This window comes from Streptococcus phocae, from assembly GCF_001302265.1.
Lineage (GTDB): Bacteria > Bacillota > Bacilli > Lactobacillales > Streptococcaceae > Streptococcus > Streptococcus phocae.
Map to the genome: position 1 here is coordinate 14,245 of NZ_LHQM01000007.1, position 13,275 is coordinate 27,519.

Consider the following 13,275-nt stretch of genomic DNA (forward strand, 5'->3'; position numbering starts at 1 on the left):
ATTGTATCAAAGATAAGCCTAAGATACTAGTGATTTTAAAAGGCTTTCACTAGCCACTAGTAGCCAACAAAAAAAAGGCGAAGCTTGAAAAGTCTTCTGCCCTTTTGAACTGCTTATTTGCGATACATCTTGAATTGCAAGTACAAATCATTGTAAATGCCAAGCCATTTAGGACCAAGGTTGTCATAAACTTCTAATTTTTTGATGATGTCATCTGTTGGGTAAAAGGCAGGATCGCCTTTTACGTCATCTGGTAACAATTCCTTGGCTTTTTTATTTGGCGTTGCATAGCCGATATACTCTGCATTTTGTGCAGCATTTTCTGGTTCGTTAATAAAATTCAAAAAAGCATAAGCTTCTTTTTCATGTTTCATGGTTTTAGGCAGAACAAGGTTGTCAAACCAAAGGTTAGAACCCTCAGAAGGGACAACGTAGTGCAAGTGCTCGTTATTGTCAAGCATTTCGCTGGCTTCTCCTGAAAACGTCACGCCAATAGCAGCATCGCCTTGAATCATATAACCCTTCATCTCATCAGCAACAATAGCTTTTACATTGCCTGTTAAGCCTTGGAGTTTCTTTTCAGCTGCTTCTAATTTCTCTTGGTTTTTAGCGTTAACACTGTGTCCTAAAGTTGTCAAACCAATACCCAACACCTCACGGGCTCCATCAAAAAGCATAATGCTGTTTTTATACTCTGGACGCCACAGGTCATCCCAGTGCATCGGAGCTTTATCTACGAGTTGATCGTTATACACGATACCTACCGTGCCCCAAAAATATGGAATTGAGTAATCATTGTTTGGGTCAAAACTTTTGTATAAAAATTTGCTATCAATATTTTCCATACCCACTAGTTTTGATTTGTCTAATTTAACGAGTAAATCTTCCTTAATCATCTTGTCGATTATGTAATCACTGGGTACTGCGATGTCGTATGTTGTTCCGCCTTGTTCGATTTTAGTATACATGGCTTCGTTAGAATCAAAGGTCTCATACTGAACCTCAATGCCCGTTTGTTTAGTAAACTTTTTGATTAAGGCAGGATCAATATAATCTCCCCAGTTATAAATAACAAGCTTGTCTGATTGACTGGCAGAGCCTGATTTTTGTTGCAAGATAAAAGATAGCGCTGACAAAATCACAATAACGCCTAAGACCCCTGCTAAAAACGAATATAATTTACGCATGTTGGTCCTCCTTGTCTTGTGAAATGTAATAATAGCCGATTACGAGTAGTACTGAGAACAAGAAAACAATGGTCGATATGGCATTGATTTCTAGTGAGATTCCTTGTCTAGCACGAGAGTAAATCTCAACAGATAAGGTAGTAAAGCCATTTCCAGTCAAGAAAAAGGTCACTGCAAAGTCATCTAACGAATAAGTAAACGCCATAAAGTAACCAGCAATAATCCCTGGTGTCAAATAAGGCAACATGACTTCTTTTAGCATTTGAGTGTGGTTAGCACCCAAGTCATAGGCAGCATTAACCATGTCCTGATTCATTTCTTTTAATCGTGGCAATACCATTAAAACGACAATAGGAATAGAAAAAGCAATATGACTAAGCAACACTGATAACATGCCTAATTGAAACTTTAAAGACGTGAACAAGATTAAAAACGATGCACCAATCATGACATCTGGAGATACCATGAGGACATTATTGGTTGATAAAATAGCGTTTTGATACTTGGTTTTCGTCTGATGGATAAAAATCGCACCAAAAGTTCCAATAACCGTTGCGATAAGAGCACTCGTAAAGGCTAAGATAAAAGTTTGCAACAAAATGGTCATCAAACGCGTGTCTTCAAGCATGGTTTGGTAGTGCTCAAAAGTAAAGCCTGTGAAACCATTCATATCTCCACCCTTGTTAAAAGAGTAAAAAATGAGGTAAAAAATAGGCAAATACAAGAGAATAAAAATCCCTGCTAGGTAAAGATTGGCAAATTTTTTCATTTACGTCTCTCCTTTGTTAGCCACATAATAGCAACCATCGCTAAGATTAAGACAACACCAATGGTTGCCCCCATCCCTTTGTTTTGAGTGGTCAAAAAATGCTGTTCAATGGCTGTTCCGAGTGTAATCACTCGGTTACCGCCAATCAGACGAGTCAACATAAATAAACTCAAACTTGGTATGAAAACTGACTGCACGCCTGCTCGGACACCATTTAATGACATGGGTAAAATAACCCGAGAAAATGTTTGTAGCTCATTTGCTCCCAAGTCTCTGCTAGCATTAATGACATTTTGGTCAATATCATCTAGTGCATTAAAGATAGGTAAGATCATAAATGGTAATTCAATGTAAGACGCCACAAAAATAAAGGAGAAATCCGTAAACAAAATTTGCTGAGGGCCTACTCCCATAAAGGTTAAAAAGTGATTAACTCCACCTTGCTGCCCGAAAATCCCCATAAAAGCGTATGCTTTTAAGAGTAGATTGAACCAGGTTGGTAAAATAATCATCATCAGCCATAATTGCCTGTGCTTTAAGCGGGTTAAAAAGAACGCTGTCGGATAAGAGATGAGCAGAGTCACCAGAGTAATAATACCAGCGTATAAGATGGAATTAGCACTCATTCTCAGATAGGTCCACGAGCTAAAGAAAGTTTTGTAGTTATCTAGGGTGACCTGACCGTGGATATCAAAAAAAGAATGATAGAAGAGCAAGGTCACTGGAGTAACCACAAATAAAAAAATCCATAAAAAGTAAGGAACGGTAAAGAGGCTAGACGTTTTCTTCATTACGCTCCTCCTCGATGGCATTGATGAGACCAACTTCATGATCTTCCATCTCAACATATTCTTCAATTCGAGCATCAAATTCTTCTTCAGTCTCATTGAGTCGCATGATATGGATATCCTCTGGGGTAAAATCTAAACCAATAACCTCACCTTCGATAGCCTTACGAGTAGAGTGAATCATCCATTCGTTTCCTAATTCATCATAAGCAATGATTTCGTAATGAACCCCACGAAACAGTTGTGTGTCTACTTTGACTTGTAATTTTCCTTCTTCTGGTAGAGTAATCTGCAAGTCCTCTGGACGAATGACGACTTCAACAGGCTCATTTGGTCTCATCCCACCATCTACCGATTCAAATGTCTTGCCGTTAAATGATACGAGATAGTCTTCAATCATGGTTCCATTGATGATGTTTGATTCTCCAATGAAATTAGCGACAAAATGGTTGATTGGTTCATCGTAAATATCAACAGGTGTCCCCGACTGAACAATCTCACCATCGTTCATGACAAAAATCCAGTCACTCATTGCTAGCGCTTCTTCTTGGTCGTGAGTCACAAACACAAAGGTTATGCCCAAGCGTTGTTGCAATTCACGCAACTCGTACTGCATCTCTGTTCTCAGCTTTAAATCTAAAGCTGATAAGGGTTCATCCAAAAGAACCACGCGCGGTTGGTTAATAATGGCGCGTGCAATTGCCACACGTTGGCGCTGACCACCCGATAACTTTTGAATCGAGCGTTTTTCATAGCCTTCTAATTGAACCATTTTCAAGGCATCTTTAACGCGTTTTGCAATCTCTTTTTTATTGACTTTTTTCATTTTTAAAGCAAAAGCAACATTTTCAAACACAGTCATGTGCGGAAAAAGAGCATAGTTTTGAAAAACAGTATGGATGTCTCGTTTGTTAATTGGCAAATCATTGATTCGCTTGCCATCTAGGTAAATATCACCGCTAGTCGCCTGAATCAACCCCGCCATAATATTTAAAATAGTTGACTTTCCTGAACCAGAAGCCCCTAGTAGGGTGTAAAATTTTCCTTCTTCCAATTCAAAGTTAATGTTTTTCAACACATGTGTGTTGCTATCTTCAAATGTCTTTGAGACATTGTTAAATGTGATAATCGGCTTAGTCAATTGTCATAAATCCTCCACGGTATTTTCTTTATTAGTAAATCAATTACAGGATTTCTCCAATAATACGAACCTCTGGCTCGAGCCTTACGCCAGAATTTTGGTAAACCGTATCAATAACATGAGCAATCAAGTTCTCATAATCCTTGGCAGTTCCATTAGCAACATTAACCATGAAACCAGCATGTTTTTCAGAAACCTCAACACCACCAATACGATATCCCTTGAGGTTTGCTTCCATGATGAGTTGTCCGGCAAAATATCCCGGTGGGCGCTTAAATACTGAGCCACATGACGGGAATTCTAACGGTTGTTTGAGTTGTCTTAGGTGGTTTAAACGATTCATCTCTTGCGTGATTGCTTCATAGTTGCCTGGTCTTAAAGCAAACTTAGCTGAAATCACAATATCTCCAGTCTCTTGGATACTTGAATGCCGATAGCCAAAAGCCATATCTCTAGCTGAGATGGTTTTAATCTCTCCTTGTTTGGTCAGAATTTTAGCAGATAAAAAGATTTGGGATATCTCTCCGCCGTAAGCACCCGCATTCATAAACACAGCGCCTCCGATACTGCCAGGAATCCCACAAGCAAACTCAAAACCTGTTAAACTATGAAATTTAGCAATCTTGGTTGTTTGAATTAAGTTGGCACCTGCTTCTGCTTCTAAGGTATAGCCGTTAATTCGAACCGTATTTAGCTTGTCAAACATGATAACAAATCCTCGAATGCCACCATCTCTGACAATTAAATTACTCGCATTTCCTAAAACCAACCAAGGTATTTTTTCTTTATTGGCATAGCTAATAATACGAGCTAATTCGTAACGATTTCGAGGAAAAGCTAGATAATCAGCTGGACCTCCCACCTTGGTGTAAGTGTATTCTTTTAGGAGCGCCTTTTGTCGAATATCAATCCCATTAAGTTCAGTTATCATCATCATAATCTTCTTTCGTTCATCACTTCTCACACGAGTCAAAATCGGCAAAGAGCCGATTCCATTATATCAGATTTTGACAGAAATAACGAGAAACTTAACGATTTTCAATTAAAGAACTCATAAGGATCATTAGTTACCAAACTCTTGTTTTTTAATAAAATAACAACATTGTTTAAAAATGAGTTTTTTATTTACAAAATAAGTTTTCTATGCTATTATTTATATGTTGTGAAAAACAACACAATGTTACTCAAGGGCCCTTATTGATTTTGTTAAACATTATTTTGGAGATTTTGCAAATGAAAAAGAACATGACAACTCTTACCATGGCACTTATGGCAGCAACATTCATCGGGATAACTAGTGTATCAGTAACTGCTGATCAAATTGATCCTGACGGCTACAATCACAAATATGACAACTGGCGTCCAGGACTATATGCGCCTGATGCTGATGGGTTTTATTACAAATACCCTACCCTTGATCAGATTGACCCTGATGGTTACAACCACAAATATGACAACTGGCGTCCAGGACTATACGCACCTGATGCTGATGGGTTCTATTACAAATACCCTACTTTAGACCAGATTGACCCTGACGGCTACAATCACAAGTATGATAACTGGCGTCCAGGACTATATGGACCTGATAAAGACGGTTTCTCTTACAAATAATGACTTATCCTAAAAACCCCCTAATGGCTCTCAGATGAGAAGTCCTAGGGGGTTTTTCCTATGGTGCCATATAAGGTTTTAAATCACTTTGATCTAAAGGCGCTAGGTAATCCATCAGCAAACGCTTGTCACCTGGCAGTCTGAGGTTAGCGTCCATCTCAAGTAGAGGAATAAGGACAAATGCCCTCTGAGTCAAGTAAGGATGGGGAATTTGCAACACTCTCGTCTCATACGAGAGGTCCCCAAATAGTAAAATATCAATATCAATGGTTCTTGGACCCCACTTTTCATGCCGAACCCTGTCTAAACGCTCTTCAATGCCTTGTATAAGCTCGAGCAGCTCAGTCGGGGTCAGGTCTGTCTCTAGCTGACAAGCCATATTCAAGAAATCAGCCTGATCTGTTTTTCCCCACGCCGCGGTTTCATAAATATGAGATTGACGTGATAGTTTGGTCTGCGGTAAAGCTGCCAAAAACTCGAGCGCTTTTGTTAAATAGCCCTCTCGGTCACCCATATTGCTACCTAAACTTAAATAAACCAGTGTCATCTATGCCTCTCCAATTGAATCCCCACAGCCTTATAGTGACCTGCAATAGGGGGATTTTCTTTTTTTATGCTGATGTTAATGGTTTGAATAGCTGAAAATTCCTCAAACAGAGTTTGGCAAATAGCACCTGCCAATCGTTCAATTAGCGTAAATGTTTTTTCCTCAACTAATTTGCGTACTGCTTCAAAAACCAAACCATAATGAACCGTTGTTGCTAAGTCATCTGACAACGATGCCTCTGTTAAGTCCACCGATAACTCTAAATCCACTAGAAAAATCTGACCTAGACGTTGCTCTTCTTGGAAGGCACCGTGATAACCATAAAAACGGCAACCCTCTAATATAATCTTATCCATACTTCCTCATATCAATTGATTAAAAACAGACACGATGTCCTTATTGGCAAGAACATTATGAACTCGGACTATTTGACAGCCCTTAGAAATAGCATATGCAGACAAGGCTGCCGTTGCTCCATCTCGATCCTCTACTTTTGTTTGACCACCTAATAAGGCATCAACAACACGCTTTCTAGAAATGCCAAACAGCACAGGATAGCCCAGTTGACAGACTCTATCAAGTTCTTTTAACAAGGTCATGTTATGGGTAACTGACTTGGCAAAGCCAAAGCCTGGATCAATCCAAATATTCTCTTTTTTGACGCCTGCTTGTAGCGCCTTTTCAGCCCTTTTTGCTAAAAAGTCACAAACTTCTAGGGTGATGTCTTGATAACGCTCTTCTTTTTGATTGTGCATTAAAATAATAGGCACATCAAAGGCTGCCGCCAAAGATAGCATCTCGCCATCATACAAGCCCGCCCAGACATCGTTAATAATATCTGCTCCTGCTTCTAGCGCAGCCTTTGCGGTTTGCGTTTTATAGGTGTCAATACTGATAAGAACATCGTATTTAGCTTTTATGGCCTTGATAATGGGAACAACGCGGGCGATTTCTTCGTCAGCTGGTACAAATTGGTAGCCCGGTCTAGTCGACTCGCCTCCAATATCAATAATATCAGCGCCTTCTGCTAACATGCGTTCTACCTGAGATAGAGCCTTATCTATACTCGTATAGGATCCTCCATCCGAAAATGAGTCCGGAGTGACATTTAAAATCCCCATAATAGCAGCCTTTCGACCCAATGATAACTTTCCAATTTTCATACGACTCTCCTAGTGTTTTTCAATCAAGCTCATAATGTCCCGTCTGTCTTCACGGTTGTCATGGTAACATCCCCTAGCCGTTGTCGTGATGGTTTTGCTACCAGGTTTTTTAATCCCCCGCATCGTCATACACATGTGCTCTGCTTCTACCATAACAAAAACACCTTTAGGATTTAAAGCATCTACCAAGGCGTTAGCAATCTGTGACGTTAAGCGTTCTTGCAATTGTGGTTTTTTGCTAGCTACCTCAACTGCTCTTGCTAGTTTGCTCAACCCTGTCACACGACCATCTCTAGGCAAATAAGCAATATGAGCTTTCCCATAAAAAGGAACCAAATGGTGTTCGCACATGGAGTAAAAACTGATATCTTTGACTAAAATCATATCATCGTGTTCTTCTGAAAAGACTGCTGTAAATTCACCTTTGGGATTTTGTGCTAATCCCGAAAACATCTCAGCATACATTTTGGCAACACGCTTTGGTGTGTCTAGCAACCCTTCTCGCTCAGGATTTTCACCCAGAGCCTCTAATAATTGATAGATAGCTGCTTCTGCTTTTTTGTGGTTAATAGGCAATTATCTTCCCCTTTTTTTAATAGTCTTAGTTTCTGTGCACTGGGCACAAAATCGTTAATCTGTGTGTTGATGCTTCCAATACTGCCTAACTTCAGAGATAAAGTAAAGCGACCCTGTGATGAGGAAAAACTCATCCTCACTAGCCTGTTCCAAGCGTTCCAAAAAAGATGAAAAATGAGACACTCTTGGTAATTCTTTAGGGTATTTGTCTATCGGATAGGCATTAGGAAAATCAAAAGTCGTCACCTCAACAGTGCCCAAAGTTCCTAATTGAGCCAGCATATCTGAGATTGGCTTGGTATCAATCGCAGCAAAAAGAATATGGATTTTTTTTGTTGGATAAGTCGTCTGTAATAAATCAACCAAGACAGCCACGCTTTCATGATTATGGGCGCCATCAATCATGAAATTAGGAGCTAATAGCTCTGTCCGCCCTAGCCAGTGATTTTTTGCCAGCGCTGTTTTTATAGCCGTTTGACTGACTTTAGGATAGGTATCTTTCAACAGCAAGCTAGTCATGATAGCCAATGCTGCGTTAGCAACTTGATGTTGCCCAGGCATTGCAATCGCAAGGTCAGAAATAGTTCCTTCTGAGCTCGTAAATTCATAGATTTTTCCTGTTTCTGTCATGCCAAATTGCTTTTTATATTCCCAGATATTTGCGCCTACTTGCTCTGCTTTGTCTATGAAGCACTGTCTTGCTTCGTCTTGTTCGATAGCCATGATCACATGTTCACCGCCTTTTAATACCCCCGATTTTTGGCGGGAAATATCTTGGTAGGTGTCGCCCAAAATCTGCTGATGATCTAGGCCGATAGACGGACAAACCACTGCCATTGCTTGAAAGACATTGGTCGAATCGTACAAGCCGCCAAGACCCGCCTCAATAATAGCAATATCGACAGGATGCACCTCGCCAAAATAAAGAAACATGATTAAGGTAATCAATTCAAATTCTGTAGCAGGTCCTAAATCCGTCTCTTGAGGCAATCGATCTGCAATCGGACGAACCCGATTAGCTGTCGCAACAAGGTCCTCTTTTGAAATCATATGCCCATCAAGACCAATGCGCTCTCTAAAATCCATAATATAAGGCGAGGTAAAAGTCCCCACCTCATAGCCTGCTAGTGTGAAAATCTTTTGCAGATTATTAACCGTAGACCCTTTTCCATTTGTGCCGACAACATGTATTCCTTTAATCTGATTTTGGGGATTGCCTAGCTGGCTAAGCACCCACAGCATCCTTTTTAAACCAGGTTTGATGCCAAATTTTTTTTGATCATGAATCCATGCTAACATCTCTTGATAATTCATTTATATACCTCACAAAATCTATAACTAGTATAACATATAACCCAAAAAGTAAAAGCTGATAGTCTTATTGAAACCAACCTTTTTCAGCGACAGGGTCAGTCACTTGTTTTCTGGTGCTCCTTCTAAAAAATCTCATTGAAAAAACATTCTTTCTTTAAAAAATGTTACAATAGAATAAGATTATTTAAAAGGAGTCATCAATGGAAAACAGACATAAACGGCGTCAAAAACGAAAAATACTCACCATTATTAATCTTATCTTGCTCATGTGCTGTATTGCAGGATTATCGCTGATTTTTGTGTTATCGCAACACCATTCCAAAATCAACCTGTCTCAATGGTCACAAAAACTCCCTAAAGTATCACTTTTTTCACCGTCAAAACCAGCTAAACACAAGTCAAAAGTTCTCAAAGAAACACCTGCCCCTAAGCCCGAGAAACAAACACACTGGAAAAAATATGACACCCCTGTCCAAGTGCCTATTTTGATGTATCACGCTGTACATGTCATGGCTCCAGAAGAAGCTGCCAATGCCAATCTGATTGTAGCTCCAGATCTTTTTGACAGTCACCTAAAAGCTCTCAAAGAAGCTGGCTACTACTTTTTAAGCCCTAAAGAGGCTTACCGTGCCTTATCAGCTAATGAATTGCCCGCCGAAAAAGTCGTCTGGTTAACCTTTGACGATAGTATGATTGATTTTTACAGGGTTGCATTTCCTATTCTAAAAAAATACCAAGCTAAAGCTACCAACAATGTCATTACAGGCCTGACAGAAGCTGGAAGTGTCGCCAATTTAACTCTAGAACAGATGAAAGAAATGAAAAAATCAGGAATGTCCTTTCAAGATCACACTGTTAACCACCCTGACCTCTCTCAGTCTAGCCTTGAGCAACAAACGGCTGAAATGGAGGATTCCAAATTATACTTAGATAAAGAACTTGAACAAAATACTATTGCTATTGCCTATCCGTCAGGTAAATATAACGATACCACCTTGTCAATTGCTGAACAATTACACTACAAGCTAGGAGTCACCACTAACGAAGGAATTGCTAGCGCCGCAGATGGCTTGTTATCACTCAAACGTATCCGAATATTGCCAACAACAACAGCTGAAAATCTGTTAACTACCATTGCACCATAATATAACAAAACGCATTTGAACACAGCAATCAAATGTGTTTTTTATGACGATTAAGGAGTTTTTTCTGTGAATTTTGGTATAATATCATTATGAATATTATTTTTAAAAAAAACCTAAAACATTTCCTAATCGCAACTATTGTCGTTGGCTTTCACTTAAGCTTAGCAACCATTGTTTTAGGAAATGACTTTGAGGTCAGCGCAGAGCATGCTATCGCCATAGAAGTCCAAACCGGGAAAGTTCTCTATGAAAAAGATGCCAAAAAAAGAGATGGCATCGCTTCTATGACAAAACTCCTGACTGCCTATTTGGTTTTAAAGGAAATCAAGCAAGGGGGACTGACCTTGTCTGATGACGTCCCTATTTCTGATGACGCCTATGCCTTGACCCAAAATCATGCTCTCAGTAACGTTCCACTGGATAAACGGCACTACAGCGTTGAGGATTTGCTCAAAGCTACCTTAGTTGCTAGTTCAAACAGTGCAGCCATTGCTCTAGCTGAGCACATTTCAGGGACAGAGGCTCAGTTTGTTGACCTTATGAAGGCACAGCTTGCAACATGGGATATCCATGACGTGAAACTGATCAATGCCTCTGGCTTACCAAACACGTTTTTAAAACATCGCTTATACCCTGGGAGTCAAATATCAGACGAGAACGAGATGAGTGCTCAGGACGTTGCCAAAATGGCCATGCACCTCATCGAGGAATTTCCAGAAATTTTACTCATTACAAAAGAACCTTATGTCTTTTTTGATGGCAGCGCCATCCAGAGCTTTAACCACCTTTTGCCAGGAATGTCTGCTGCTAGAGAAACTGTCGATGGGTTAAAAACAGGAACGACCACATTTGCTGGACAATGTTTAGTGACCAGTTCTATCGAAAATGGCATGCGCATCATTACCGTAATCATGAACGCTGATAATGCCGAAAATGACGCCGACGCACGTTTTCACGCAAGCGACAATCTATTAACCCATATCGCAACGACCTATCGCAAAGAAACCTTGGTCCAAAAAGGGCAAGTCATTCCTAACAAAAAGCTTGCAATCATTAATGGCAAGGAAAAATCTATCAGTGTCTACGCTGAACAACCCGTCAGTGTGATCACTTCAGATAAAGATCCACATCAATCTAGCAAAGACTTGCTTCTTTCACCCACTACCTCAGAAGCACCTATTGAGCATCGTCAACGAGTTGGCTACGTCACCGTCTCCCCCCTATCGAAAAAGGAACGCTTTTTAAAACAGCCCTACAAAATACCCATCAGAGCAGCCAAAGCTGTTTCAAAAGCACCCTTCCCCGTCATTTGGTGGCAAAAAATCGTTCGATTTATTAATGAACAATTGTAATGTTTTTTATACTAAAAGGAGATGCCTTCAAAGGCATCTTCTTTTTATGTGAAGCAATACAAAAACTTACTATTTAGAGGCTTTTAAAACCTTTTGAACTGCCGAATCTTTTTCCATTTCTGCCATAAACCGAGAAATGTTCGGATACTGATCATAAGATTTTGGAGTTTTCTTTGCCCACAAGGCCATAACATAGGCATAGGCATCTGCTACTGTTCGCTTATTCTTGTAGACATGATTCGTGTCTCCGATTAATCCATCAAGGTAAGTCATTACCTTGTCAATCAAGATATAGGACGATTGCAGTGTCTGCTCAATGTTATCTGGATCTTTTGACGTGGTGTAGCGATTAGGGCTAAACATTGGCCAAAAAGCTGGGTGAAAATCCGCACTCAAAAAATCCATTATTTCATTAAATCGAAATTCTGACAAGGCATCAGAATCACCTGCCAAGTCTTTTTCTGGATATTGTCTAGCAATGTGCTGCAAGATTGCGCCAGCTTGCGTCAAAATCTCATTAGTTTCTAGTTGTACAGCAGGTACCATCCCTAATGGGTTAATCTTAAGGTAGTCTGGCGAACCAAGTTTTACTTTTTCAACACTATAGTCTGCGCCAGCCCATTCCAGCGAAATCCAACAAGCAAGTGCACAAGTACCAGGTGCATAAAATAATTTCATCGAATGACCTCCTTTTTTTATTATCTTCATTGTATCACAAATGTATCCCCTTACATAATAAAAAAGACCAGATTGGTCCCTTCTACTTGATTGTAAAATTTCTACTACAATTCAAATATTGCTTTCTTAAAAAGCTATCAGATCATTTATCTCATTGCAATAACATTCGTAGTTGATTTTAAAAAGACAGTCACCTTCGGTTACTATTGATGAAACTCAAAATCGCTAATAACAAAACCAGTATCTTCAAGAATGTTTTTTTTTAATTTCCATGAATGTTATGGCTATAGTTAGTAACAATCAACTCTAAGTTCTTTCTGTGATTGCTTGATTATAAATTATGGAAAATACGCCGATTTTCTAACGTTTTTAAGAAAGCATGTCCTAAATAAGTATGTATTGGAAGTAAAAATGCATTACGCAAGGATCTCCCCCAAAATACTGCAAAAAAATCAGCTTTATAAACGATAGAAATGAACCAAGAATTCATAATTAAACTAACTACTAGAAGGATTAAAAACTGAGCAAAAAAAACATTTCGTAAGCGAACTTGGCTATGATAGAGAAATAGTCCATTAATAGCACCTCCGAGAAATGCTGTTATAAGAAAGATAGGATGAAAATTACCAGTTCCAAAAAGTGTTGAATTGATAGCGCTTGATAAAATTTCTAAAAACCCAGCCCATATAGGACCATAAAGATAGCCCATTAAAGCCATGGATAAAAAACCAAAACTTACTTGAAAATAAGGAGGACCAAAAGCCAGTTTGTAAAGGACCACATCCATCGCTAATAATAAAGCTGACAGAGACAGAGTCTTGGCTTCTAATGGAGGGATGTAGGCAATGTTAGTTTTGAATAGTCTATTCATCGGTATCCTGCTTTCATTTTGATATTAATATTATACCTTGGTAGTTTACATGTGTCAAGACAGTTATTTATTTTTGAGAAGCTTGTGACTATGGAGCTTATACCAATATACAACGAAACTTCTCCAAATGACT

15 protein-coding genes are annotated in these 13,275 nt (G+C 39.3%); 3 read left to right on the forward strand and 12 right to left on the reverse strand.

The features are described from left to right. Nucleotides 1-113: 113 nt before the first annotated feature. The 5 genes from AKK44_RS01895 to murB are packed head-to-tail and all read right to left on the reverse strand — an operon-like array spanning nucleotide 114 to nucleotide 4,816. The gene (locus AKK44_RS01895; RefSeq protein ID WP_054278271.1) at nucleotides 114-1,187 is read right to left on the reverse strand and encodes an ABC transporter substrate-binding protein; all 1,074 of its coding nucleotides are present in this window, start codon (nucleotides 1,185-1,187) and stop codon (nucleotides 114-116) included. Further along, complete coding sequence (locus AKK44_RS01900) at nucleotides 1,180-1,956, reverse strand: ABC transporter permease (RefSeq protein WP_054278272.1); 777 nt, start codon at nucleotides 1,954-1,956, stop codon at nucleotides 1,180-1,182. Before AKK44_RS01900 ends, AKK44_RS01895 begins: the two co-directional genes overlap by 8 nt. Continuing rightward, nucleotides 1,953-2,747, reverse strand: a complete 795-nt coding sequence (locus tag AKK44_RS01905; protein WP_054278273.1) for an ABC transporter permease — start codon at nucleotides 2,745-2,747, stop codon at nucleotides 1,953-1,955. Before AKK44_RS01905 ends, AKK44_RS01900 begins: the two co-directional genes overlap by 4 nt. Further along, a complete protein-coding gene (locus AKK44_RS01910) occupies nucleotides 2,731-3,885 on the reverse strand; it encodes an ABC transporter ATP-binding protein (RefSeq protein ID WP_054278274.1) in 1,155 nt (384 codons plus the stop codon). The genes AKK44_RS01905 and AKK44_RS01910 overlap by 17 nt, the downstream gene beginning before the upstream one ends. 43 nt (nucleotides 3,886-3,928) lie before the next feature. Next, entirely contained in the window at nucleotides 3,929-4,816 is an 888-nt protein-coding gene (murB, locus tag AKK44_RS01915; protein ID WP_054278323.1) for a UDP-N-acetylmuramate dehydrogenase, read from the reverse strand. 302 nt (nucleotides 4,817-5,118) lie between these two features. Between murB and AKK44_RS01920 the strand changes: the two genes are divergently transcribed. Continuing rightward, nucleotides 5,119-5,496 (forward strand): hypothetical protein, encoded by a 378-nt coding sequence (locus tag AKK44_RS01920; RefSeq protein WP_152911047.1) that lies wholly within the window; start codon nucleotides 5,119-5,121, stop codon nucleotides 5,494-5,496. A gap of 58 nt (nucleotides 5,497-5,554) precedes the next feature. On the opposite strand, the gene folK is transcribed toward AKK44_RS01920, so the two are convergent. From folK to AKK44_RS01945, 5 genes are read right to left on the reverse strand one after another with little or no spacing between them, the layout of a single operon-like run. Beyond that, nucleotides 5,555-6,043 carry a 2-amino-4-hydroxy-6-hydroxymethyldihydropteridine diphosphokinase gene (gene folK / locus AKK44_RS01925; protein ID WP_054278276.1) on the reverse strand — a complete coding sequence of 163 codons (489 nt, stop codon included), beginning with the start codon at nucleotides 6,041-6,043 and terminating at the stop codon, nucleotides 5,555-5,557. After that, nucleotides 6,040-6,399, reverse strand: a complete 360-nt coding sequence (gene folB / locus AKK44_RS01930; RefSeq protein WP_037594634.1) for a dihydroneopterin aldolase — start codon at nucleotides 6,397-6,399, stop codon at nucleotides 6,040-6,042. The genes folK and folB overlap by 4 nt, the downstream gene beginning before the upstream one ends. A 6-nt stretch (nucleotides 6,400-6,405) precedes the next feature. Continuing rightward, nucleotides 6,406-7,206: a dihydropteroate synthase gene (gene folP / locus AKK44_RS01935; RefSeq protein ID WP_054278277.1), complete on the reverse strand. Its 801-nt coding sequence runs from the start codon at nucleotides 7,204-7,206 to the stop codon at nucleotides 6,406-6,408. A 9-nt stretch (nucleotides 7,207-7,215) separates the two neighbouring features. Continuing rightward, nucleotides 7,216-7,782 carry a GTP cyclohydrolase I FolE gene (folE, locus tag AKK44_RS01940; RefSeq protein ID WP_054278278.1) on the reverse strand — a complete coding sequence of 189 codons (567 nt, stop codon included), beginning with the start codon at nucleotides 7,780-7,782 and terminating at the stop codon, nucleotides 7,216-7,218. Nucleotides 7,783-7,836: 54 nt separating this feature from the next. Continuing rightward, a complete protein-coding gene (locus AKK44_RS01945) occupies nucleotides 7,837-9,096 on the reverse strand; it encodes a bifunctional folylpolyglutamate synthase/dihydrofolate synthase (protein WP_054278279.1) in 1,260 nt (419 codons plus the stop codon). A 200-nt stretch (nucleotides 9,097-9,296) separates the two neighbouring features. On the opposite strand from AKK44_RS01945, the gene AKK44_RS01950 reads away from it, so the two are divergent. Beyond that, nucleotides 9,297-10,241 carry a polysaccharide deacetylase family protein gene (locus tag AKK44_RS01950; protein ID WP_054278280.1) on the forward strand — a complete coding sequence of 315 codons (945 nt, stop codon included), beginning with the start codon at nucleotides 9,297-9,299 and terminating at the stop codon, nucleotides 10,239-10,241. An 89-nt stretch (nucleotides 10,242-10,330) separates the two neighbouring features. Beyond that, complete coding sequence (pbp3, locus tag AKK44_RS01955; RefSeq protein WP_054278281.1) at nucleotides 10,331-11,593, forward strand: D-alanyl-D-alanine carboxypeptidase PBP3; 1,263 nt, start codon at nucleotides 10,331-10,333, stop codon at nucleotides 11,591-11,593. A 69-nt stretch (nucleotides 11,594-11,662) separates the two neighbouring features. Here the strand turns inward: pbp3 and AKK44_RS01960 are convergent, their stop codons facing one another. Together AKK44_RS01960 and AKK44_RS01965 are read right to left on the reverse strand one after the other, a co-directional pair. After that, nucleotides 11,663-12,271, reverse strand: a complete 609-nt coding sequence (locus AKK44_RS01960; protein WP_054278282.1) for a glutathione S-transferase family protein — start codon at nucleotides 12,269-12,271, stop codon at nucleotides 11,663-11,665. A 331-nt stretch (nucleotides 12,272-12,602) separates the two neighbouring features. Then, nucleotides 12,603-13,142 carry a folate family ECF transporter S component gene (locus AKK44_RS01965; protein WP_054278283.1) on the reverse strand — a complete coding sequence of 180 codons (540 nt, stop codon included), beginning with the start codon at nucleotides 13,140-13,142 and terminating at the stop codon, nucleotides 12,603-12,605. Nucleotides 13,143-13,275: the final 133 nt, after the last annotated feature.

Excerpts from the sequence above, each read along its gene's own strand:
- AKK44_RS01895 (WP_054278271.1), bottom strand. The coding sequence starts at position 1,187 with ATGCGTAAATTATATTCGTTTTTAGCAGGGGTCTTAGGCGTTATTGTG.
- AKK44_RS01900 (WP_054278272.1), bottom strand. The coding sequence starts at position 1,956 with ATGAAAAAATTTGCCAATCTTTACCTAGCAGGGATTTTTATTCTCTTG.
- AKK44_RS01905 (WP_054278273.1), bottom strand. The coding sequence starts at position 2,747 with ATGAAGAAAACGTCTAGCCTCTTTACCGTTCCTTACTTTTTATGGATT.
- murB (WP_054278323.1), bottom strand. The coding sequence starts at position 4,816 with ATGATAACTGAACTTAATGGGATTGATATTCGACAAAAGGCGCTCCTA.
- AKK44_RS01920 (WP_152911047.1), top strand. The coding sequence starts at position 5,119 with ATGAAAAAGAACATGACAACTCTTACCATGGCACTTATGGCAGCAACA.
- folK (WP_054278276.1), bottom strand. The coding sequence starts at position 6,043 with ATGACACTGGTTTATTTAAGTTTAGGTAGCAATATGGGTGACCGAGAG.
- folB (WP_037594634.1), bottom strand. The coding sequence starts at position 6,399 with ATGGATAAGATTATATTAGAGGGTTGCCGTTTTTATGGTTATCACGGT.
- folP (WP_054278277.1), bottom strand. The coding sequence starts at position 7,206 with ATGAAAATTGGAAAGTTATCATTGGGTCGAAAGGCTGCTATTATGGGG.
- AKK44_RS01945 (WP_054278279.1), bottom strand. The coding sequence starts at position 9,096 with ATGAATTATCAAGAGATGTTAGCATGGATTCATGATCAAAAAAAATTT.
- AKK44_RS01950 (WP_054278280.1), top strand. The coding sequence starts at position 9,297 with ATGGAAAACAGACATAAACGGCGTCAAAAACGAAAAATACTCACCATT.
- pbp3 (WP_054278281.1), top strand. The coding sequence starts at position 10,331 with ATGAATATTATTTTTAAAAAAAACCTAAAACATTTCCTAATCGCAACT.
- AKK44_RS01960 (WP_054278282.1), bottom strand. The coding sequence starts at position 12,271 with ATGAAATTATTTTATGCACCTGGTACTTGTGCACTTGCTTGTTGGATT.
- AKK44_RS01965 (WP_054278283.1), bottom strand. The coding sequence starts at position 13,142 with ATGAATAGACTATTCAAAACTAACATTGCCTACATCCCTCCATTAGAA.